At 51.5% G+C, this 22,670-nt stretch carries 23 protein-coding genes; 19 read left to right on the top strand and 4 right to left on the bottom strand.

Features of this window, described 5'->3' with window-relative positions; all coding sequences use genetic code 11:
* Nucleotides 1-116: 116 nt before the first annotated feature.
* Entirely contained in the window at nucleotides 117-770 is a 654-nt protein-coding gene (locus B9G99_RS15590; RefSeq protein WP_086623002.1) for a methionine ABC transporter permease, read from the bottom strand.
* Nucleotides 751-1,794, bottom strand: coding sequence for a methionine ABC transporter ATP-binding protein (locus B9G99_RS15585; RefSeq protein ID WP_086623001.1), 1,044 nt, complete (start codon nucleotides 1,792-1,794; stop codon nucleotides 751-753). Before B9G99_RS15585 ends, B9G99_RS15590 begins: the two co-directional genes overlap by 20 nt.
* A 278-nt stretch (nucleotides 1,795-2,072) precedes the next feature.
* Here B9G99_RS15585 and B9G99_RS15580 point away from each other — a divergent pair, with 278 nt between their 5' ends.
* The 12 genes from B9G99_RS15580 to B9G99_RS15525 all read left to right on the top strand — a co-directional run bounded on the left by B9G99_RS15580 (nucleotide 2,073) and on the right by B9G99_RS15525 (nucleotide 10,506).
* On the top strand, nucleotides 2,073-2,681 hold the full coding sequence (locus B9G99_RS15580; protein WP_086623000.1) for a riboflavin synthase subunit alpha: 609 nt from the start codon (nucleotides 2,073-2,075) through the stop codon (nucleotides 2,679-2,681).
* A gap of 126 nt (nucleotides 2,682-2,807) precedes the next feature.
* Nucleotides 2,808-3,359, top strand: coding sequence for an adenine phosphoribosyltransferase (locus tag B9G99_RS15575; RefSeq protein WP_086622999.1), 552 nt, complete (start codon nucleotides 2,808-2,810; stop codon nucleotides 3,357-3,359).
* Nucleotides 3,360-3,399: 40 nt separating this feature from the next.
* Complete coding sequence (gene gpt / locus B9G99_RS15570; RefSeq protein WP_086622998.1) at nucleotides 3,400-3,888, top strand: xanthine phosphoribosyltransferase; 489 nt, start codon at nucleotides 3,400-3,402, stop codon at nucleotides 3,886-3,888.
* Nucleotides 3,889-3,890: 2 nt separating this feature from the next.
* Nucleotides 3,891-4,592: a uracil-DNA glycosylase gene (gene ung / locus B9G99_RS15565; protein ID WP_174678770.1), complete on the top strand. Its 702-nt coding sequence runs from the start codon at nucleotides 3,891-3,893 to the stop codon at nucleotides 4,590-4,592.
* A 152-nt stretch (nucleotides 4,593-4,744) separates the two neighbouring features.
* On the top strand, nucleotides 4,745-5,374 hold the full coding sequence (gene upp / locus B9G99_RS15560) for a uracil phosphoribosyltransferase (protein ID WP_086622996.1): 630 nt from the start codon (nucleotides 4,745-4,747) through the stop codon (nucleotides 5,372-5,374).
* 8 nt (nucleotides 5,375-5,382) lie between these two features.
* Complete coding sequence (gene mobA, locus B9G99_RS15555; RefSeq protein ID WP_086622995.1) at nucleotides 5,383-5,964, top strand: molybdenum cofactor guanylyltransferase MobA; 582 nt, start codon at nucleotides 5,383-5,385, stop codon at nucleotides 5,962-5,964.
* A gap of 72 nt (nucleotides 5,965-6,036) precedes the next feature.
* Nucleotides 6,037-6,603, top strand: coding sequence for a molybdopterin-guanine dinucleotide biosynthesis protein B (gene mobB / locus B9G99_RS15550; protein WP_086622994.1), 567 nt, complete (start codon nucleotides 6,037-6,039; stop codon nucleotides 6,601-6,603).
* Complete coding sequence (locus B9G99_RS15545; protein WP_086622993.1) at nucleotides 6,596-7,831, top strand: molybdopterin molybdotransferase MoeA; 1,236 nt, start codon at nucleotides 6,596-6,598, stop codon at nucleotides 7,829-7,831. The genes mobB and B9G99_RS15545 overlap by 8 nt, the downstream gene beginning before the upstream one ends.
* Nucleotides 7,828-8,628 (top strand): cyclic pyranopterin monophosphate synthase MoaC, encoded by an 801-nt coding sequence (gene moaC / locus B9G99_RS15540; RefSeq protein ID WP_086622992.1) that lies wholly within the window; start codon nucleotides 7,828-7,830, stop codon nucleotides 8,626-8,628. Before B9G99_RS15545 ends, moaC begins: the two co-directional genes overlap by 4 nt.
* The gene (gene moaE, locus B9G99_RS15535; RefSeq protein WP_335617615.1) at nucleotides 8,552-9,103 is read left to right on the top strand and encodes a molybdopterin synthase catalytic subunit MoaE; all 552 of its coding nucleotides are present in this window, start codon (nucleotides 8,552-8,554) and stop codon (nucleotides 9,101-9,103) included. The genes moaC and moaE overlap by 77 nt, the downstream gene beginning before the upstream one ends.
* A complete protein-coding gene (moaA, locus tag B9G99_RS15530; RefSeq protein ID WP_086622990.1) occupies nucleotides 9,100-10,089 on the top strand; it encodes a GTP 3',8-cyclase MoaA in 990 nt (329 codons plus the stop codon). The genes moaE and moaA overlap by 4 nt, the downstream gene beginning before the upstream one ends.
* A gap of 126 nt (nucleotides 10,090-10,215) precedes the next feature.
* A complete protein-coding gene (locus tag B9G99_RS15525) occupies nucleotides 10,216-10,506 on the top strand; it encodes an H-NS family histone-like protein (protein WP_086622989.1) in 291 nt (96 codons plus the stop codon).
* Nucleotides 10,507-10,603: 97 nt separating this feature from the next.
* Here B9G99_RS15525 and B9G99_RS15520 read toward each other — a convergent pair whose 3' ends face one another.
* Nucleotides 10,604-12,112, bottom strand: a complete 1,509-nt coding sequence (locus B9G99_RS15520) for a ribonuclease J (protein ID WP_236946610.1) — start codon at nucleotides 12,110-12,112, stop codon at nucleotides 10,604-10,606.
* 260 nt (nucleotides 12,113-12,372) lie between these two features.
* Between B9G99_RS15520 and purU the strand changes: the two genes are divergently transcribed.
* Nucleotides 12,373-13,227 carry a formyltetrahydrofolate deformylase gene (gene purU, locus B9G99_RS15515; RefSeq protein WP_086622987.1) on the top strand — a complete coding sequence of 285 codons (855 nt, stop codon included), beginning with the start codon at nucleotides 12,373-12,375 and terminating at the stop codon, nucleotides 13,225-13,227.
* 30 nt (nucleotides 13,228-13,257) lie between these two features.
* Here purU and dinB read toward each other — a convergent pair whose 3' ends face one another.
* Entirely contained in the window at nucleotides 13,258-14,301 is a 1,044-nt protein-coding gene (gene dinB, locus B9G99_RS15510) for a DNA polymerase IV (RefSeq protein WP_086622986.1), read from the bottom strand.
* 429 nt (nucleotides 14,302-14,730) lie between these two features.
* On the opposite strand from dinB, the gene B9G99_RS15505 reads away from it, so the two are divergent.
* From B9G99_RS15505 to B9G99_RS15480, 6 genes are all read left to right on the top strand, one after another.
* Entirely contained in the window at nucleotides 14,731-15,111 is a 381-nt protein-coding gene (locus B9G99_RS15505; protein ID WP_086622985.1) for a histone-like nucleoid-structuring protein, MvaT/MvaU family, read from the top strand.
* Nucleotides 15,112-15,736: 625 nt separating this feature from the next.
* Nucleotides 15,737-16,858 carry a polysaccharide export protein gene (locus tag B9G99_RS15500; RefSeq protein WP_086622984.1) on the top strand — a complete coding sequence of 374 codons (1,122 nt, stop codon included), beginning with the start codon at nucleotides 15,737-15,739 and terminating at the stop codon, nucleotides 16,856-16,858.
* A gap of 124 nt (nucleotides 16,859-16,982) precedes the next feature.
* Nucleotides 16,983-19,217 (top strand): polysaccharide biosynthesis tyrosine autokinase, encoded by a 2,235-nt coding sequence (locus B9G99_RS15495; RefSeq protein ID WP_086622983.1) that lies wholly within the window; start codon nucleotides 16,983-16,985, stop codon nucleotides 19,215-19,217.
* A gap of 331 nt (nucleotides 19,218-19,548) precedes the next feature.
* Nucleotides 19,549-20,451, top strand: a complete 903-nt coding sequence (locus B9G99_RS15490) for a glycosyltransferase family 2 protein (protein ID WP_086622982.1) — start codon at nucleotides 19,549-19,551, stop codon at nucleotides 20,449-20,451.
* 11 nt (nucleotides 20,452-20,462) lie between these two features.
* Entirely contained in the window at nucleotides 20,463-21,521 is a 1,059-nt protein-coding gene (locus B9G99_RS15485; protein ID WP_115504170.1) for a hypothetical protein, read from the top strand.
* 10 nt (nucleotides 21,522-21,531) lie between these two features.
* On the top strand, nucleotides 21,532-22,581 hold the full coding sequence (locus tag B9G99_RS15480) for a glycosyltransferase (RefSeq protein WP_086622980.1): 1,050 nt from the start codon (nucleotides 21,532-21,534) through the stop codon (nucleotides 22,579-22,581).
* Nucleotides 22,582-22,670: the final 89 nt, after the last annotated feature.

Here is a 22,670-nt window from a genome sequence, read left to right as displayed (position 1 = left end):
CATATCCTTGCAATGGGTTCGACAGGGCATGCTGTCGAAAGGGGTTGATGCGCCTTGTGCGACGCCCGTGAAGGTCGTTGTTGTTATTTGAAAGCCGTCATTGCAGGCCCTTTCATCTAGCGATGGCGGCTGCGATGCACGAAAAAGTCGCCCAGCATCTGAACACCCTGCACCATGACCACCATGATCAATACCGTGACCAGCATGACCATGGGGTTATAGCGGGAGTAGCCGTAGTTGTAGGCCACGGCCCCCAGACCGCCGGCACCGATGGCGCCTGCCATGGCGCTGTAACCGATCAGCGCGATGATGGTGATGGTGGCTGCCGTGATCAGGCCGCCCCGGGCTTCCGGCAGCAATACGCGGGTAATGATCTGCCAGGGCGTGGCGCCCATCGATTCCGCCGCCTCGATCAGCCCGTGCGGTACTTCATTAAGGGCGCCTTCGACCAGGCGTGCGACAAAGGGGATGGCAGCGATGCTCAGCGGCACCAGGGCTGCCGTCGTGCCGATGTAGGAGCCGACCAGCCAGCGGGTGAAGGGCGCCAGTGCCAGCATCAGGATGATAAAGGGCACCGAGCGGCCTACATTGACCACCAGGCTGATGGCGCGGTTGAGTACCGGCATGGCCATGATGCGGTTTTCGCGGGTCACATAGAGGGCCACGCCCATTACGATGCCCAGCGCGATGCCGATCAGGCCGCTGCAGATCACCAGATAAAAGGTGTCGCCGATGGCCTCGAGGATGCGATCAATCATGGCGCTGGACATGGCCGAGTACCTCCGTTTGAACATCAAGCGTGTGTAGATGGTCCATGGCGGCGCCAAGCGTATCCCGGGCACCGTCAAATTCAGTAATCATCAGCCCCAGTGTGCGGCCCTGAATGTTTTCAACCCGCGCCTGCAGGATGCGCAGTCGAATCCCGAAATCCTGTTCGAGATGCGTCATCAGCTCGCTGGAGAGGGACTGACCGCGAAAGACCAGTCGCACGACCGGCAGACTGTTCTCGTCGGGATGCTCTGTCATGCGCTGCAAGAGCGTATTGGACGGTGCCAGTTGCAGGAAATCGTTGAGAAATACTCGACCTTCCTCGGTGGCGGGACGGGTGAAAAAATCGCCTACCGGGGCTGTTTCTACCAGCGCGCCGCCACTGATCAGAGCGACCTGATCGCAGATGGTTCTAACCACCTCCATCTCATGGGTAATCAGCAGGATGGTAAGCCCCAAGCGCTGATTGATGTCCCTTAACAGCGTCAGAATGGAGCTTGTGGTCTGCGGGTCGAGTGCCGAGGTGGCTTCATCGCACAGCAGGGCCTGTGGATTGCTCGCCAGTGCGCGGGCAATGGCCACACGCTGTTTCTGGCCGCCGGAGAGGGCCGCAGGATAGGCGTTGGCGCGCTCATTGAGGCCGGTCAGCTCTAAAAGCTCGTCGATGCGTTGATCGATCTCACGGCGCGGGGTGCCGATCAGCTCGAGTGGCAGGCCGATGTTATTTCGCACGGTACGCGATTCAAGCAGATTGAAGTGCTGAAAGATCATGCCGATGCCATGGCGGGCCTTTCGCAGTTCGGTCTTGTTCATGGCGGTCAGCTCCTGGCCGGCCACGAACACTCTGCCCCGGGTCGGGCGTTCGAGCAGATTGACACATCGGATCAGTGTGCTTTTACCGGCGCCGGAGACACCGATGACACCGGTGATGCTGCCGGCAGCCACTTCCAGATTGACGTCCTTGAGTGCAGTCACGGCCCTGGCGCCATGACCATACACTCGGGTCACATTTTCAAGTCGAATCATCGGATTGGAATGTCTTAAATGCAGTTGGGTCGTGTACCACCGAGCGCGTACCTGACGTGGTGAATATGATCGTCGTGAAAAGTGCGCAGGGCACAAGGCGCGTCAGTATACTTGATCCGTGGCGCTCACGCGTCATAAGTACCCGATAGTGCGGCTATATGGAGGACAGATCGATCTTCATGAGTCTCCAGCGGCGCAAAATGATACGACAAGGCGGTGGATGACAGCGCCGTCGGAACAGGCGAACATGGTCATTTTCATCCATCAAAGAGGCCATCATGTTTACCGGTATCGTACAGGGCATGGCCCGCGTAGTCGCCATCGAGCGTCTGGAGGGGCTTAATCGCCATGTCATCGACATGCCGCCTTCCATGCTGGAAGGGCTGGCGCATGGGGCATCCGTGGCTCACAACGGTTGCTGTTTGAGCGTGACAAGCATCGAGGGCTCACTGGTGGGCTTTGATCTCATGCGTGAGACACTGGCCCTGACCAATCTTGGGGCGCTTGAGGTCAATGATTATGTGAATGTTGAACGTGCGGCGCGGCTGGGAGATGAGGTCGGCGGTCACGCCATGTCGGGGCATGTCATGTGCATGGCAACGCTTATATCCCGCGAGGATGCTCCCAATAACTGTCGTCTTTGGTTCGAGTTACCGCAGCAGTGGGCCAGGTTTTTGTTCGACAAGGGCTACATCGGCGTCGATGGCATCAGTCTGACCATCGGTGAAGTGCGGGACAACCGATTCTGCGTCAATCTGATTCCCGATACGCTCGCGCGGACCGTGATCGGTACTCGGGAAATCGGTGACGGCGTGAATATCGAAATCGATCCTCAGACGCAGACCATTGTCGAGACGGTCGAGCGTGTTCTTGCGGCCAGAGGATGAAATTGCGTGCCGATGTGGCCTGTGTGGGTCGCTTGCACGGGCGCCATTGGGTAAAATGCTCCCAGTTTATATAAAGCGACCGGCACCGTCCGGTCGTTTTGCATATGGGTCGACGAGAGATTGAACGTGGCGACAAGTATTTACGGCGACTATATCAAGTCGGTGATTCGTACCGTGAAGGATTGGCCGGAACCCGGTGTCAACTTTCGCGACATTACGCCGGTACTGCAAAACAGTGCGGCTTTTCGAAAGCTGATCGACAGCTTCGTTCACCGATATCAGGAGCTCGATATCGATGCGATCGCGGCCATCGATGCGCGCGGCTTCATTATCGGCGCACCGCTGGCCTATGAACTGGGCTGCAGTTTTGTACCGGTGCGCAAAAAGGGCAAGCTGCCTTTTCGAACCATCAGCGAGACCTACAGTCTTGAGTACGGAGAGTCGACCGTGGAGTTGCATTCCGATGCATTTCAGACAGGCGACAGGATTTTGCTGGTGGACGATCTGATCGCGACGGGCGGTACCATGCTGGCGGCGGCCCGACTGATCGAGCGCAGCGGCGGCATTATCGTTGAAACTGCCGCCATCATTGACCTGCCCGAGCTCGGTGGCGGTGACATGATTCGTGCCGAAGGGTACAGCGTCTTTGCCGCCTGTACCTTTACCGAAGACGAATGAGCAGGGCAGACGTGTCTCCCTTGATGCACAGGATATTTCAATGAGTACCGATCGCTACCATAACCAGTTCACGATTTCCTGGGATCGCCTTCACCGTGATGTGCGCATGCTGTGTCATCAGCTGGTCGACCGTGATTTCAAGGGCATTGTGGCGGTCACCCGCGGCGGGTTGATCCCGGCTGCCCTGATCGCACGCGAGCTCGATATTCGCCTGATCGATACGGTCTGCATCAAAAGCTATGAGCATATGGAGCAAAGCAGCATCAACGTGCTCAAGGGCATCGATCATGATGGTGACGGCTGGCTTTTAGTCGATGATCTGGTCGATACCGGCAAGACTGCCGGGGCCGTGCGTGAAATGCTGCCGCGTGCGCACTTCGTGACCATCTACGCCAAGCCGGAAGGGCGCCCGATGGTGGATCAGTATCTGACAGAAGTGGCGCAGGATACCTGGATCCAGTTTCCCTGGGACATGGGGATCTCCTTTGTCGAGCCGCTAGTGGATCAGCTTCGTACCCGCAAGGAGTAATCATGGCCCTGCCGCTGCCCGAAAGCTGGAATCGCTACCTTGGTGACGAGGTGGATGCGCCCTACATGCAGGCGCTGAAGGCCTTTCTGCGTCATGAGAAGGATCAGCGCAAGGTGATCTATCCGGCCTCCGAGCACTGGTTTCGTGCCTTTGAACTGACGCCGCTGGAGAGCGTCAAGGTCGTGATTCTGGGACAGGATCCCTACCACGGCCCCGGTCAGGCGCATGGTCTGTGTTTCTCGGTGCGCCCCCAGGTGGCGATTCCTCCGTCACTTGTCAATATCTATAAAGAGCTCAAAAGCGATGATGTTGCCTTTGAACCGGTGAACCACGGGTTTCTGGAAAGCTGGGCGCGTCAGGGCGTATTGCTGCTCAACAGTGTCCTGACCGTTGAGCGTGGTCAGGCGGCATCACATCGCGGACAGGGCTGGGAGACCTTCACGGATCGAGCCATTGAGGTCATCAACGAGCACTGCTCGCATGTCGTGTTCCTGCTTTGGGGCAGCTATGCCCAGAAAAAGGCGGCGTTTGTGGACCGGACAAGGCATCTGGTATTGCATGCACCGCACCCATCGCCGCTGGCAGCGCATCGCGGCTTTTTTGGCTGCCGTCACTTTTCGCAGACCAATGCCTTTCTGGCTCAAAAGGGTGAAGCGCCCATCGACTGGCGTCTGCCCGCACTCGAGCAACTGCCCGACGCTTAATCGGCGTCATGGCAATGTGTCAATATGTCCTCTATTGTCGGCACATGGATGCTTAACGTGTCTGTGTGCGCCGGAGTAGAATGGAGGGCACTTGCGCTGCCCATTCAATAGGAAGGGACAGCGATATTTTTCTATCAGGTCGTATACCCATCATGAATGTTCATACCATTGATCACCCTCTCGTCAAACACAAGCTCGGGCTGTTGCGCGGCGCCGGCATCAGCACCAAGCACTTTCGCGAGCTGGCCAACGAGCTTGCTACCCTTCTGACCTATGAGGCCACCAAAGGGCTTGAGCTGAGTGATGAAACCATCGAGGGCTGGAGTGGCAAGCCGCTCAAGGTTCAGCAGATCAAGGGCAAGAAGGTCACTGTCGTACCGATCCTGCGTGCCGGTCTTGGCATGCTCGACGGTGTCACGACGCTGCTGCCGAGTGCCCGTATCAGTGTTGTAGGGCTTTATCGAAACGAAGAGACCCTGGAGCCTGTTCCTTACTTCGAAAAGTTTGTTCAGGATCTGGATGAGCGTCTGGCGATCGTCATTGATCCCATGCTGGCCACGGGCGGTTCCATGGCAGCGACGCTGGACATGCTCAAGGCCAAGGGCTGTCGCCAGATCAAGGTGATTGTGCTGGTGGCCACACCTGAAGGCATTGCGCGCGTATCCCGCTCACATCCCGAGATAGAGCTTTATACGGCAGCCGTTGATGAAGGTCTCGATAGTCACGGCTATATCGTCCCCGGGCTTGGTGATGCCGGTGACAAGCTGTTCGGAACACGCTAAAGGCGATCATGGATAACCGAGCAGGCATTACCGGTGTGGTGCTGGCCGGCGGGCAGGGCCGCCGCATGGGTGGCGTTGACAAGGGGCTGGTCGAACTCGCTGGCCGCTCGCTGGTCAGTCATGTGCTCTCTGTCATCACGCCTCAGGTAGGACAGGTCATGATCAATGCCAACCGCCATCATGACGTGTATGCCGCGCTGGGATATCCGGTCGTTTCCGATGTCATTACGGGCAGTGCCGGCCCGCTGGCAGGGTTTCATGCCGCTTTGAAGGCAGCTTCCACACCGCTGTTGCTCATGGTGCCATGCGATACACCATCACTGCCCGACACGCTGGTGGCGTCACTTCTGGCGACGCTTGAAAACCATAAGGTCGATATCGTGTTTGCCCGCGATCAGGCGCGCGCCCATCCTGCCATTGTGCTGTTGAAGCGCCATCTGGTGGATGATCTGGAGGAGTATCTGGTCGGCGGGGGGCGCAAGATCGATCAATGGTATGCACGCCACCCGCATACCTTTTGTCAATTCGACAACGCCCGCGCCTTTATCAACATTAATACACTCAATGACCGGGATGCCTTCGGCCGATGATCATGTCACAGGCTTTCATGGCCTGATCCGAGCGCTGATCGGTCACCGTGTCGTCCCAATCAGGCAGGTACCATGACGCCGTTTCGCCTTTCCGACATCGAAACACCGCTGCTGGGGATCGCCGCCTGGAGCGGTACAGGCAAGACCACGCTACTGGAAGCTTTGCTCCCTGCCTTGCGCGTGCGCGGCCTCGATGTGGCCGTTATCAAGCATGCTCACCACGATTTTGATGTTGATATCCCTGGCAAGGACAGTCATCGCCTGCGCCAGGCGGGCGCGGCGCCCATGCTCGTTGCCTCTGGCAGGCGTTTTGCCCTGATGATGGAAACCCCCGGGCAGGAAGAGCCCTGCCTGCCCACACTGCTGAACCAGGTACTGACACTATCGCCCGATCTCGTGCTGATCGAAGGGTTCAAACAGTGGCCGATACCCAAGCTTGAGTTGTACCGTGATGCTGTTGGCAAGTCGCTGCGGGCCTTTGAGGACCCGTGGGTGCGCGCCGTGGCGACAACCGATGAGGTAACGTTGCCTCCGGACGTGGAGCGTCTGGACCTTGATAACCACGGCGCTCTGCTTGATTGGTTGATGGCATGGCCCTTGCGCTGGCAGGCCATGGCAAAGGGGCCACGTCATGAGTGATTGTTTTGAGACCAGTGATGCGCTTGTCGAGGTCAGCGATTTGCTGGCGCATATCAGGTCGGCGGCGCCGGCGCCCGTTGGCATGGAACGAGTACCGCTGACGCAGGCCGTGGATAGAGTTCTTGCCGAACCTCTCGTGGCCGCGCTGGCACTGCCGCGCTATACCGCCTCTGCCATGGATGGTGTCGCCTTTGCTCATCAGGGACAAGCCTGTCTCAGGCTGATCGGTGAGGCTTTGGCGGGGCATCCTTTCAACGATCCAGTGGCACCGGGTGAAGCTGTCACGATTACCACGGGCGCGCCGCTGCCAGCCGGGTGCGATACAGTGGTCATGGCCGAAGATATTGTCATCAGCGAAGATCAGGTTGAGCTTGCCCGGCCCGAGACTGTCAGAAAGGGGCAAAACATTCGCCATGCTGGTGAGGAAATTGCCATCGGGGATCGTGTCTTCGAGCCGGGCATGCTTCTGGGGCCGGCTCAGATCGGCATGGCGGCTTCACTGGGTCATTCGCATATCGAGGTGCACTGTCGTCCCAAAGTGGCTATTTTTTCCAGTGGTGACGAACTTCGTCGTGCCGGCGCCGTTGATGACAAGTCTCCCTCACTTTTTGATGCCAATGCCTTTAGCCTTGCTGCCTGCCTGAAGCGCTGGGGTGCAGAGGTGGTCATGACGGAAATACTGCCGGACCGTCTTGATGAAAGTGTCGTGCAGCTTTCAAGCGCCAGCAGACAGGCTGATCTCATTATTACGTCAGGAGGCGTATCGGCAGGTCAGGCTGACCTGATTCGTGCTGCCATTCAGCAGCTGGGTCAGGTCACGTCATGGCGCGTGGCCATGCGACCGGGCAAGCCGATGGCCTTTGGCCATATCCAGAAGATTCCTTTTTTTGGACTGCCCGGAAATCCGGTGGCGGCACTGGTAACCCTGATGCAGTTTGTGCAACCCCTGTTTCGTCAGTTGAGCGGGTGTCGTCAATGGGCGCCCGTTAAATGGCAGGCTCTTTGCGAACAGTCGCTGAAAGGGCGCCACGGACGGCTTGATCTGTTGAGAGGTCGCTATCATGTCGACGCCTGTGGCGTGATCAGGGTCAACGTCATAAAAGAGCAGGGGTCGCATCGGTTGAGCTCGCTTTATGATGCCAACTGCTTGATAGAACTGCCTGACGATCTTGCAGCCTGTGAGGCTGGCACATCCGTGACCATACAACCGCTTGGAGAATTGATATGACATTGACTCACCTTAACGAACGAGGTGAGGCCAGCATGGTCGATGTGTCGGACAAGCAGAGCAGCCATCGTGAAGCTGTCGCCACCGGTCGTATCATCATGCAGCCCGAGACATTGAAGCTTCTTGCCGATGGCGATATGCCCAAGGGGGATGTGCTGGCCACCGCCAGGATTGCCGGCATTCAGGCCGCCAAGCGCACCCACGAGCTGATTCCGCTATGTCATGCGTTGATGCTGTCAAAAGTCGCGGTGGATTTTGAGCTCGACACAACGGAGCACTGTGTTCGAGTGAAGGCCTTCTGCCGCCTGGAAGGGCGTACCGGTGTGGAAATGGAGGCACTCACAGCGGTTTCCGTAGCCTGTCTGACGCTTTATGACATGTGCAAGGCCGTGGATCGTGGCATGGAAATCATGGACGTTCGTCTGGATCATAAAAGCGGTGGGCGTTCAGGTGTCTGGGAAAGACAGGGAACCTCTCATGCTGACGTCAACACATCGGTATCCGAATCCGATACAAACGAAGTATCGGAGGCTACAGGTCAAAGCCCGATCGAAATACGCTTTTTTGCCGAATTACGAGAACGGCTTGGCGTAGAAAGATTGAGTGTTTTACCAGGGTATCTATCGTCTCCTACACTAAGGGCATTAAAGGAGTGGGTGAAATCGCAGGTTGATACGCCTGAGGCGCTTGAACAGCCACGCCTTCTGTGTGCGGTTAACCATGATATGGTTCAGGGAGATGTCGCGCTCAACCCGGGCGATGAGGTCGCGTTTTTCCCGCCGGTTACCGGAGGCTGAGCATGTCGGTCAGATATCCCGAATGATTACGATACAGTATGAACCCTTCGATATCGGCGTCCTTTACAGAAGCCTCTCGAATAGCTGTCACAGTACCGGAGCAGTGGTCAGCTTTGTGGGTCGCGTCAGGGACTTTAATGAGTCACCCGAGGTCACAGCGCTTACTCTCGAGCATTATCCGGGGATGACTGAAAGAGCGCTGGAAGAGGTCGTTGAAAGAGCACGACAGCGCTGGCAGATCAATGACGCCATCGTGGTTCATCGAATCGGTTACATGACCCCGGGAGACGATATTGTAGCGGTACTGGTGAGTACTGCACATCGTCATGCTGCGTTTGAAGCCTGCGCATTTATCATGGATTTTTTAAAGACCAGTGCGCCCTTCTGGAAAAAGGAACATACCACCCAGGGGGATTACTGGGTCAGCGAGCGTGAAAGCGATCTGGCGTCGTTGAAGCGCTGGGAGCAGCAATGAGTGAATTGATTGACGATTTTGATCGTCGCATTAAATACGTTCGCATTTCCGTCACGGATCGCTGCGATTTCCGCTGCGTCTATTGCATGAGTGAAGAAATGACCTTTCTTCCTCGCGATCAGGTGCTTTCCATCGAAGAGCTTTCGCTCGTGGCGAGAGCCTTTACCGAACTGGGCGTGGAAAAGATTCGTCTCACCGGAGGCGAGCCTCTGGTTCGGCGCAATATCGATGAGCTGGTCAGTAATATCGGTGCGCTGGAAGGACTGCGCGATTTCACCATGACCACCAACGGTGCTCAGCTAAGACGCTATGCCTCCTCTCTACGCCAGGCGGGCATGCAGCGTCTCAACATCAGTCTGGATTCTCTTGATCCTGAAAGGTTCAGAGAGCTCACTCGCACCGGCAGTCTCGAAAAGGTCATCGACGGTATTCGTGCTGCAAAGGAAGCAGGGTTTGAGCGCATTAAGCTCAATGCTGTCATCCTCAAGGGGCGAAATGATGACGAGATACTGGATCTGGTCGACTTCGCTCGCAACGAAGAGATTGATATCAGCTTTATTGAAGAAATGCCGTTGGGAAATGTCTCGGAGCATTCCCGTCAGGAAACCTTCTGTTCCAGCGACGAAGTGCGTTCAATCATTGAAGCCCGCTATCCGCTGCTGAGTTCTGCGGAAAACACGGGCGGGCCTTCGCGTTACTATCGCATGGCAGATAGTGTCTCCAGAATCGGTTTCATTTCTCCTCATAGTCACAATTTCTGTGACAGCTGCAACCGGGTGCGAGTGACCTGCGAAGGCAGACTGTTGCTGTGTCTTGGCAATGAGCATTCCACGGATCTAAGGGCGGTCATTCGTCAGTATCCGGGTGAAATAGAGCCTTTAAAACAAAAGATCCGTGACTCGATGTCTCTCAAGCCTCACCGCCACCATTTTACGACAGATGGTGATGTCCAAATCGTCAGATTCATGAATATGACGGGGGGGTGAAGCCCTCTGTTTTTGTGTAAAAAGGGCCAACTTGCGTTGGCCCTTTTCTTTATGGGCTACAATTGCGAACCCTTTTTCAGGGTATATACTACTCGAGGCATATGACTTTTATTTGGAGTGCTGGATATGTCGACAGAGACATTGGAAAAGATTGCTCGCAACAAGAATGTGGCAAGGGCGGCGGCGCGTCAATTGAGCATGGAGCAGTTGAGCAAGCTTTCTGAAATCATTGACGAGGTCATGACGCAGAAGCAGGAAGAAGAGCAGAAACGGCGCCAGGAAGAGGCGAGCAAAGAGCAAAAGCTTGCCGAAATCCGCGCCGCGATGACAGATGCCGGTTTATCGGTAAATGATCTGGTTGGAAATGAACAGCCGCGAAAGCGTCGAGGCCGGCCCCCAAAGGATGCCAATGCCTGAGTCTTTTCGGAATTTTTGATCAGGGTTTGCAGGCGCGCGTCATGTCACCCTGTAAAAGCCGTGTAGGCATCACGGCTTTTACAATATGACTTGCCCGCTATTCGTTCAGTGTTGTGTCGACGACATCGATCATGACTCTTGAAGATTGCCTAAGTTGCTCATTGAGCCATCGATTGGCGAGAACCTCCAGCAAATGTGCCAGTTCCCTTGAAGAGCGAGCGGTCATTCCTTCCAGCGTAATGTCTACCCAATCCCCAAGGGTGTCTTCATCCACGAAAGTTTCGATCTGACTGTCAATGAGCATTCTGCCTACGCGTTGCCACTGTGCAGTGTCTGCCTGATAAATGACCGGAAGTACAATGACGGTATCGTTTTGCCGATTTGAAGACTTTCTGGCTCTTTTGCGCTGCGAAATAATGACTGGAGAAAGCGTTAAAGTGCTTTCCAGTGTCATGCGTTTGCCATTCCAGCGTAGCCACTGTCCGTTAACGGGAAGTATTGAGCTTTCGATGCCAAGCGTTCCTGCGATTTCACAGTGAGCCTTTTGATGATCAGTCTCCCCATGAACCGGCAACAGATGTGAAGGTCTGATCCACCGATACATGCTAAGCAATTCATCTCGGCCTGGGTGACCTGATGCATGCAGTCCGGGGTGCGCCTCATCGCTATAGACGTGAGCGCCTCTTTGCGTAAAAGCCTGTTGCAGACGCATAACGGCGCTTTCATTACCCGGGATGGCGCGCGATGAAAAGATGATGGAGTCCCCAGCTTCGATTTCGAGGGCTGGATGTTGATTGACTGCCAGGCGGGAGAGGGCGGCGCGAGGTTCCCCCTGACTGCCCGTGGCCAGTATCAGAATTTCCTCAGGCGGGAGATAACCGATATCAGACAGCGGCACGATATCTGGAAAATCGTTCAGGTATCCCAGTTCGCGTCCCAGACGCACCATTTTTTCCATGGCTCTGCCGAGCAGGGCAATGCGTCGATGATGACGTTTTGCCGCTCGCCCTGTCGCCAGAATACGCGCCAGGTTACTGGCAAAACAGCTGACAACGACTCGGCCCTTGCAGCCTTCCATGAGCTTCTCAAGGGTTGCTGCTACCTCGCTTTCGCTGTGTGAGTGATTCTCCACCATGGCGTTGGTAGAGTCACCCACGACAAGATCGACAGGGGCAAGGCGGGCAAAGTCCTGCTCGAGGGTTTTAGCGCCCAATACAGGGTGAGGATCAATTTTCCAATCGCCGGTATGCAGGATTCGGTGTCGATCTACTTCGAGCAGTAGCGACACGCTTTCCGGTATGGAGTGGGCGACATTGATGCTTTGTACGGAGAAGGGCCCCGCATTGAAATGATCCCCTGGTGCAAAGGTGCGTATGGCGTCGGTGGCCAGACCCTGCTCTACAAGCTTTTGACGCGCAATACCTGCCGCCAGTGGTGTTGCATATACAGGGCATCCCAGGCGTGGCCATAGCCATCCCAGGGCCCCGAGATGATCCTCATGTCCATGAGTGATGACAATGGCTTCCGGGCGGATGCCAAGCGTTGCCAGCGACGAGATATCAGGAATCTGCAAGGGGGTGTCGTGGAGATCCTGGCGCAGGGCCATCCCACAATCGACCATCAGCCATCGAGACTGAAAGCCGTAAAGCATCAGGTTCATGCCGATTTCACCGCAGCCGCCAAGCGGTAATATTTCAATCTCAGAGCGGCGACGGGGGCGAACTTGTACGCGTGTCTGATCCATGGCGGGTCCGGCGATAGTTTGATTCCAACTATACGCAACGCATCAGGTGCTCACAATGAACACTGCTCAAAAGCATCTGAATTCGCTACAATTCCTGTCTTTGACCGAGTAGCGTGATCCCGATGTCTCTTTGTCGTCTAGTGGTAACCTGTCCTGATCGTGTAGGTATTGTCGCGCGTGTTTCGTCGTTTATCGCCGAGCAGGGTGGCTCCATTACTGAAGCCAATCAACACTCCGATCTGGAAACCGGGCGCTTTTTCATGCGCTATGAAGTCGAGACCCGGAACATGAGTTCCGGCAGCGATGCCTTTCGTCTCGCCTTTGCAGATATCGCCGAAGAGTTTGACATGCAGTGGCAGTGGCGGGATAGCGCACAAAAACGCCGACGCCTGATGATCATGGTGTCACGAGAGTCTCACTGTCTGGTAGATCTTCTATATCGCTGGACGGCTGGTGAACTTGACTGTGATATCGCCGGCGTCATTTCCAACCACGATGACATGCGCAGCATAGTCGAGTGGCATGGAATCGAATATCACCATGTTCCTGTCCCTGCCGATGACAAGACATCTGCTTTTTCAGATATTGAAAGGGTAATCGAGGACAGTCAGGCCGACACGATCGTGCTGGCTCGTTACATGCAGATTATCCCGCCGTCACTATGTGAGCGCTACTGCGGTCAGATCATCAATATTCATCACAGTTTCCTGCCTTCCTTTGCAGGTGCCAGACCCTATCATCAGGCCCACATCCGTGGGGTCAAGTTGATCGGCGCGACCTGTCATTATGTGACACAGGAGCTTGATGCCGGTCCGATCATCGAGCAGGACATCCAGCGCGTCACTCATTGTCATACGACCGGAGATCTGGTTCGTCTGGGAAGGGACATCGAAAAATCGGTTCTGGCCCGTGGTGTGCGATGGCACCTTCAGGACCGCGTGCTGATCGATGGCAACAAGACGGTAGTCTTCGCCTGAAGTCGGTGTCAGCGATAGCGGGTGGCCGGGCTAGAAAAGCCCCAGCTGTCGCTGTGCATCCTCCGAGACAAGACGTACACCAACGCCAAGCAGTCTGATCGGCCGTTCTGCCCGATGCCATGCGGAGTCAAAAAGCGGCATAAAGCTTTCAAGCGCCGGCGTTTGTCCGGCGGTTTCCATGGTGGTGATCGAGAAGTCATCAAAGCGAATCTTGACGAAAAGCTTGTTAATGGCGGGATGTCGATCGCGGGCCAGCCGCTCCTCCAGACGAATAACCAGTTCGGCTATTTTCTCCTGACAGACCGTCATGGAGGGGAGATCCTTGTCAAACGTGCTTTCCACGCTGATGGATTTTCTCTCCCTTTCAGTTTTGACCGGGCGCTCATCTATGCCTCGCGCCAGTTCGTGCAGCCGGACGCCAAACTTTCCAAATTCTTCAAGCAGGACGGGAAGTTCGGTCGCCCGAAGCTCCTTGCATGTATGAATTCCCTGGGCTTCCAGCTTTTTTGCTGTGGCAGGGCCGACACCATGAAGTCTTGTGATGGGAAGCAGGTCGAGGAAATCGATGACCTGATCAGGAGTGATAATGTAAAGACCATCAGGTTTTCGCCAGTCGCTGGCGATCTTGGCCAGAAACTTGTTGGGGGCAACGCCTACCGAGATTGTAATTCCGACACGCTTCTCTACCTCGTGCTTAAGCCATTGTGCCATCCACGTTGCACTGCCTTTCATACGCTCAACATGGGTAACGTCCAGAAAGGCCTCATCTAAAGAAAGCGGTTCCATGATCGGCGTCAGTTCATTGAAGATATTTTGAATCTGTCGGGAAGCCTGACGATATTTATCAAAGTCCGGGCTGAGACGTTGAAGTTGCGGGCAGAGTCTTTGCGCATGTGCCATCGACATTGCCGAGCGTATTCCGTACTCCCGAGCCGGGTAATTGCAAGTAGCGACGACCCCTCTACTTTCCGCTCGTCCTCCGATGACCAATGGAACATGGCGAAGGTCTGGGTTATCGCGCATTTCAACTGCGGCATAGAAGCAGTCGCAATCAGCATGGAGGATCTTTCGCATCAGAGGTTTCAAGGGTGTTTGCATGGATATACATACTATAAGAGACCTAACCCATAAATTCCTTATGGTTGTGCAAAAGTGCAATGTTTAGGTCTGCCATGGATATACATCTTAAAAAAGATTATCGGCAATTGTTAATGTTAAGGTGATTGCACTGATAAAAAATTCTATGTCCAGGTATATTATTCAAGCGTTGGAGTGAGCCTTTCATTAGCAGGTCTTTTGCAGCATGCGCTAATATTGCTGATGAGCGATGCAGCACAGTCATATATTGTTTGAAGATGCTGATGCCAATTTTTGAGATGTTTTTCGCTTTAAAGCGTTTTTAATTTAACGTATTATCCGCTGCACCAGGGAAATTAAATTATTTTAACAGGCCATAGGGTCAGCATCTCGTCGAGAGATGTGTGTAAGCTGGAGAGGTTGGTAATGTCGCTGCTAAATGAATACATGAAAAAAGAGCAACTGCTCAAGCAGCTGCGAGATGAGTTGCAGCAGCTCGAACAGGATCAGAGACTCAAGGGCGAACTTGAGTTCAAGGAAAAACTTGAGCAGCTGATGCAGGCTCATGACAAAACTGCTGCTGATGTTATTGATATCCTGAATCCGGGTGAGGGGGTATCGTCTTCCAAACAATCCTCTGTAGAAAGCCAGGGATCTGGTAGGCGCAAGCGCAAGCTGAAGATATATCGCAATCCTCACACGGGTGAAGTTGTGGAAACCCGCGGTGGTAACCAGAAAACGCTCAAGGCGTGGAAGGAAGAATACGGAAACGATAACGTTGAGCAATGGCTTGAACGTACCGAATAGATTCTTTCTTACTAGAGGGCCGCTTTGACGGCCCTTTTTTATGTCCGCTCTTTTTGTGCGCTGGCTGACCAAACAATCATGTTTTAATAAAACGTGACAGCGTCTTCCGGCGCCATGCTGCAATGATATGGCGCTTTCTGCACAAGTCTCTATTTGCCCAGTTATTTAAAATATCTGTTGAGTCGCGATGTGTTGATGCTTCATTTTTGGAGTGTTTTGTAACACGTCGTGACATGATGGCCTGTAAAAGGCCAGTGTGGTTAATGGCGGGTGAGATGCTGGTGCTGTAGAATCTCGAAATAATGATGCGCAAAGCAGCATACCCTCGCCAATGGGGGTCTGATAGCATCGACAGCAATCCAGAAGTCTGAATAATTTTGTCTGATCTTTAATTAAAGGTACGCAGCATTTTGCCGATTCCTTTAGTCAGGTCAGGTCATGTTATTGAGGCGTCGATTCGACTTGCAGTCATGGACTGCTGCATCATCCGATACCGCTCGGCAACGCCGACGAGTAAAAAGCAACATCGGCGGTATCTCATGGCCTCGGAAACACGCCAGTATTGACATTCCGTGGCGGTAGCGTGTCCAGACGCCGGAATAATTTTGACAGGAGTAAGCGGTTAATGAAGCGGCTGCTGAGTTGTGCCTTGTTAGGGAGTTCCCTTTTTCTGGGAGGTTGTGTTCTTTCTCCCGGCAGTGATATGCCCTACGAAAAATCGGGGCCCCCTATCGATGATCTGGTAGATGTCCAGCCCATCACCTTTGGTCTTGTGCAGGCTCAAAACGCTGCTCGCAAGGAGTTCATATCGCAGCAAAGCCTCAAAGAGGCCACTCAGGAGATGACCTCCGATACCAGTGATTATAATTATCGGATCGGTAAGGGTGATATTCTCAATATCGTCGTCTACGACCATCCTGAACTTACCATTCCGGCTGGAGGAGAGCGTAGTTCTGTCGAAACCGGTAATGTTGTTCATAGCGACGGCACCATTTTCTATCCCTACGTAGGCCGTATTCATGTCGCCGGCAAGAACGTGGCCGATGTGCGTGCGCAGATCGCTTCGTCCTTGGCCGATTACATTGCCGAGCCCCAGGTCGAAGTCAACATTGCCAGCTTTCAGTCCCAGAAAGTCTATGTTAGCGGACAGGTCTCCAACCCTGGTCAGCAGCCAATCACCAATACGCCATTGACGGTGCTTGATGCCATCACCAGCGCAGGTGGCTTAAACGAAAACGCTGACTGGCGGCATGTTGTCCTGACGCACAAAAATGGTCAGGAGGAAATTATCAATGTCTATGACATGCTGCAAAACGGGCAAATGAGCCAGAACCGTTTGCTGAACGATGGCGATGTACTTCATGTACCTGATGTTGGCTCGCAAAAGGTTTATGTGCTTGGCGAAGTTCTGAGACCGCAGGATCTACCGATGGGTGGACATCGATTCAGTCTGGTGGATGCATTGAGTCAGTCCGGTGGTATCGATGAGGTTGAAGCACAAGCCTCGGGAATCTTTGTTATCAGGCAGGGTGGGCCAGGCGACAAGATGGCTACGGTATACCAGCTGGATGCGAGCAATGCGGCTTCATTTGTAATTGGCACAGAATTCGAACTTGAACCGCAGGACATCGTGTACGTCACGACCGCACCAATCTCTCGCTGGAACCGCGTTATCAGTCAGTTGCTGCCTACTACCAACCTCACCCGTTCATCCGTTGGCTCGGTTAACGATTACAACGACCTCTAGCGGATACGCGCTATCCAGTTATCCTGGATAGCGCAAGTTTTAATTAGGTTGTAGCAAAAATACCGCACACAACTGATAAAAATGCTCATTTACCATTTATTAAATGGAATCAGTGATAAATCATATGGCTTCAAATACTGAAAGATATCAGTCAGCCGATTCTGGTGAAGAGTTTGACCTGGGTCGCCTTTTCGGTCTCATGATTGACAATAAGTGGTTGATCGCCCTGATCGTATGTGTATCTACGTTTCTTGGGATTCTCTACGTTACCTTCAAAACGCCTGTCTATCAGGCCGATGCACTTCTTGAGATAGAAGGACGCGCTAATCCGGCCAGCAACCCGGTTCAAAACCTAGGGGTTTTCGGAGATACACCTCGGTCAACTGCCGAGATGCAGATTCTGACCTCGCGTATGGTACTGGGACAAACAGTTGATCGCCTTAACCTGCAGCTGAGTGTCAAGCCGGAAGGGCTTCCTATCCTTGGTGACACTCTAGCTCGTCGCGGAGTCGAGCGTCCTTCCTTCGCTCAGGGATGGTCGTCTGTCTGGGCTGGAGAAAGTATCAACGTCACTCGCTTCATCGTACCTGATAGCTGGATTAACAGGCCGCTGACCATCAAGTCACTTGGTAATAATCGATATGAGCTACGTGCCGATGGTCAGCTGATTCTGGAAGGGCAGGTCGGACAGCTTGCGCAGTCGCGCGACGGTAATGTCGAAATGCGCGTCATGGATATGACGGCTGGGCAGGGCGCAGAGTTTACTGTTGTCAAAAAGTCACGCCTGTCAGCCATCAACAGTTTGCGTAGTGGTTTTGAAGTCGAGGAAGTGGGGCGCTCTGGTACAGGTATTCTGAAGCTGACGCTACAGGGCACTGATCGCAACGAAATCCGTAACAGTCTCAAGGCCATCACGGATATCTACATCACACAAAATATTGAAAGGCAGTCTGCTGAAGCCCAGCAGAGTCTCGATTTTCTTAACCAGCAGGCGCCGCGTGTCCGGGATAGCCTGGTAGAAGCCGAAAACAAGCTGAACAATTATCGCGTTAATCAGGATTCGGTTGATCTTGATCAGGAAACCTCTTCGGTACTGAGTCAGATCGTTAACATCGATAACCAGCTCAACCAGCTCAAGTTTGACGAAGCTGATTTGTCACGCCGCTTTAACAAGAGCCATCCACAGTATCAGGCACTTCTGCAAAAGCGTGAAGAGCTCAATGCTGAAAAGGACAGGTTACAAAAACGGGTCGATAGTCTGCCTGAAACACAGCAAGAGGTTCTGCGGCTTCAACGGGATGTGAACGTCAATCAGGAAATGTACGTTCAGATGCTTAACCGCATGCAGGAAATGAATATTGCAAAAGCGGGCGCTGTGGGAAATGTTCGTATCATCGACGACTCCACGCTTCAAAATAGCCCGGTAGCACCACGTAAGACTCTGATTACTGTTATTGCCTTTATCCTGGGGCTGGTTGTTGCCATTATTGTGGTGCTGATTCGCCGGATCATGAATCGCAGCATCGAAAGTCCTGAACAGCTTGAGCAGATTGGCATTCCCGTTTATGCCTCTATACCGTTAAGCAGTAATCAAAGCGGCCTTGTAAAAAGGACTCGTGGCAATCGTGGCTTGCGCATTAAGCGCAACCAGGGCGCTAAAAATACGGTAGATACCGGAGTTTTGGCACTGCGTAATTCGGATGATCAATCCGTTGAAGCAGTACGTAGCCTGCGAACAAGCCTCCACTTTGCCATGATGGAAGCCCCAAATGCGCGTCTCATGATTAGTAGTGCAAGTCCGGGTGCCGGTAAGAGCTTCGTGGTGTCCAACCTTGGTGTTGTCTGTGCTCAGGCAGGGCAGAAAGTTCTGGTCATTGATGCAGATATGCGTATGGGACATTTGCATCACGTCTTCAAGGGCAAATCTGAAAAAGGCCTTAGTGATATTCTGGCCCGTAGAACTACAGCCTCCGAAGTTGTACGTTCAGGGGGAGTTGATGGGCTTGATTTCATCTCACGTGGCGCCGCACCGCCGAATCCGGCCGAGCTTTTAATGAGTGCTGGCTTTAGTGAGCTTCTTGCCTGGGCTGATCAACATTACGATTTAATCATCATTGATACACCGCCAATTCTGGCAGTTACGGATGCCGCGATTATCGGTAAGCAGGCAGGCACCAATATGCTGTTGGCCCGCTATGGAGTGAATCCTCCTGCCGAGATCGAACAGGCAAGACGACGGTTTGAGCATAGTGGCGTAGACATTAAGGGTACCGTGCTTAACGGTGTAGAGCAGACGGCTTCTCATCGATATGGCGGCAATTACGGTAATTACCACTATAGTTACGGCAAAAAGTCGTAGGACCAAAAAAGATGATTTTTTGGCCATCCTGCTTTAAGCAGGGTGGCCAAGTTTTCTATATGTAGCTTACAGTTTCACATTGCTGCATGCTCATAATGAAATAATAATTTATCTGAAGGTCTTTGGTGAAATATTTATATAATTAGGTGGTTTAAGGCTTGTTTTTCTGATCGAGTAGATGGCCTGATTTTAACACCCTTTCTAAAATTTTTTTGCCTTGATTTTTTTGGTTAATTAGTAGTTCATTTTAAAATGCCTTTATTTATTTTTTTAAGGCAAGTTAAAATTTTAAAAATTAGAGCTATTATTTTAATATGGTTGAGCACGAAAAATGAAAATTTCTGTAGTGATTCCTACTTATCGTAGCAGTGGTTTTATAAAAAATACGCTAGATAGTGTTCATGGTTCTGTGGGAAAACATGATTACGAAATCATCTTGGTAGACGATTGCTCTGATGATATCGAATCTCTAAAATCCGTCGTAGCTGACTCACCGAATACTACTTTGGTAAGCAAGGATAAGAAGTCGAACGCAGCGGTATCTAGAAATATTGGTATCAACTGTGCTTCAGGCAGCTATATTTTCCTGCTTGACTCTGATGATCACTTTAAGCCTGGGTATATTGACGAGCGTTTAAGCTTTATGCGCGAAGGGAAGCATGATTTTTGTTTTGGTGCTTATACAAACGTTTCTCTTGATGGTCGCAAAGATTTTATCGAAAAACCTGATGCCCGTGATCCGCGTCATTATCTTTTCATTGAAGATAAAGATATCAGGACCTCTACAATTAGCTTTTTAGCAGAACGAAAAAATAGCTTTAAATTTAATGAGGATTTGAATAAGCATCAAGACTGGGGGTTTTTGATTGACACTGCCGAGCATAGTCAATCATGGGGATACGATCCTGTTCCTGGTGTCCATCTTAATTGCGATCGTGACGAGCGTATGAGTGGATCCATGAATATGGAGGCCAGCAAGGTGTTTATGAATAAATACCTTATGGATCCTCAGCATATTAGCGGTTTTTCAAAGCGTCATTTTGTACTTGCAGCTCTTTTGAAAGATCATGAAGCATACCGTTTTTTCTCAAGTCGGATTATGCCAGAACTTTTGAAACCGAAGTTTAGGCTAATCAAGTCCGTAGGAGATTTCCTTGATAAGATCGGACTGTTCTTTTTGCTGCCTTGTCTACTTGGCACATACAAAGTAATTGCTAGACTAAAAAAATCCTGACGGGCTGATATATGACCGCTGAGCTTACATGGTATCTAGTATTGTGTTTGGTTTCTTTTGTTTTTTGTTTTTTAAACAAAAGAACACCTCTAATGCTTGTCGCATACGGGATAGCTGTCTACTATATGTGGGTGGTTAGAAATTCGGGGTTTGACTCCGATATGGCCACATATGCGGGGTATTTGTCTTACTTGCCTGACTTTGCTACTGCAACTATATACTATACAAGAGAGTTTGTTTATTGGTTCGGTTCAGGTTATTTGTATAGCTGGATTCAAAACGATATTACAACCCTATGGGTTATCGATATTATATGGATAACTTTATTGTTTTATGCGGTTGGCAACAAAAAACAAAGTGCTGGCGTTCCGTTGTACGTGGCACCATTTATGCTTACTTTTTTTCCCGTTTTGATGGGGTATGAGAACGTCTACAGACAGTTAATAGCATGCATGTTTGTTCTTTTTGCGTTTTTTGGCACTAGAAATCTGTTTGTTGCGGGTTTTTTTGGTTTGCTTGCTCTTTTTACTCATAATGGCTCAATCGTTTATATGCCTTTGCTTTACTTATTCGCTACAACTAAAGGTATGACAATTCCAAAGCTTTCAGCTTTTCATAAGCTGGTCTTCAGTTTTTTATACTTGGTTATGGTGGGCGGGGTTTATTATTCATCGTTAGCAGATAGCCAACTCGCGAAGTCTTCAAGTACAACGGGCTTACCATTAACTTATGCCTATTTGGCTGTCTTTATGGCAATGTTCTTGATAGCTTTTTTAATTGCTAATTTCAAATTCAAGAAGTTTGTCAAAGACAACGTTTCCTTGGTCTATGCTATTTTTACATTTATGGCATTTATACCTGTTTTAGGTGGCGCCCAGGCAGAAAGGATTGGCATGATGCTGCTCATTGTTATTGTGCCTATCTTTGCAATGAATTTAGATAAAAGTTTGCAGTCACAAAGTGAGAAATTGTTGATGCGTATGCTTTTCGTACTTGTCGGAATTGCGCCAACTTTCTTGTTTAGTTCAGCATTGAACTTCCTTCTTACTGCAGCTAAAGCCGCATATTAAAGAGATATTTATGAAGGTTGCGCAAATCATTACTGAGCTAAAGCCAAGCGGCCCTGCTAATGTGGTTAAAAACATTGTTGGCAATATGCCGGATCATATCCAGTCAAAAGTTTTTTATTTTAGGGGGCCGCCTACCCTTGATGTTGATTGTGAATGTGAGCATATAAATTTCAATACCTCGTCAAAATTGAAAGATTTTGATATTATTCACTCGCATGGAATAAGACCAGATTTCCTCGCTCTTTATGCAGGGCTTCTGAATAAGAAGGTATTGACAGTGTCTACGTTACATAATTATGTAAAAGATGAGCTGTTGAATATATATGGGCCCAAGGCTGCCAGGTTCGTTACGCCTCTTTGGATAAATGCATGGTCTAGAATGAATGGCCTTGCCGTTTTGACGCAGGATGCTTTTCAATATTACTCCCCATTGCTTGGTTCAGAAAAGCTGAATATCATTCACAACGGTATTAAAGCTTCTACAAATGGTAATGATGCCGATCCTGATGACCAAAACAAGCTAAAAGCGTTGGGGGAAAAATATTATTTGCTTGGAACCAATGCACATATCATAAAGAGGAAAGGTATAGATCAGGTTGTAGAAGCTTTAAAATACTTGCCTGATTTTGCGCTTGTGGTTGTGGGTGATGGGCCCTGCCGGCAGGATTTAATACAACTTTCGGAAGAACATGGTGTTTCAGAGCGCTGCTGGTTTACCGGGTATCGAAGTAACGTTGCGTCATTTCTACCATACTATGATATATACGTTATGCCCAGTCGTAGCGAAGGTTTCGGTCTGGCATTATTAGAGGCCATGGCTGCTCACCTGCCATGCGTGTGTAGCGATATTGGTGTCTTTAGAGAGATCATGGGCGAGCAGGCATCTTTCTTTACGCTTGAAAATATTGATTCTTTTTGTGAGTCTGTTCGTTCAGCCTTGGCTTGTCGTAAGCAGTTCGCAGAAAATGGCTACCAGCGTTATCTGGAAAAGTTTACAGGCAAAGCCATGGGCGAAGCTTACGCTAATTTTTACGATGAGCAGCTTGCCAAATATAGTTAATTCGATACCGTGATTTTTTGTTGATCTGGTAAAGTGCGGATTTTAACCCTTGCTGGATAGCATCATGGTCGAGCAGACATATCAATAAG

This window comes from Kushneria konosiri (genome assembly GCF_002155145.1).
GTDB lineage: Bacteria > Pseudomonadota > Gammaproteobacteria > Pseudomonadales > Halomonadaceae > Kushneria > Kushneria konosiri.
This window is presented reverse-complemented; position numbering and strand designations above follow the sequence as displayed.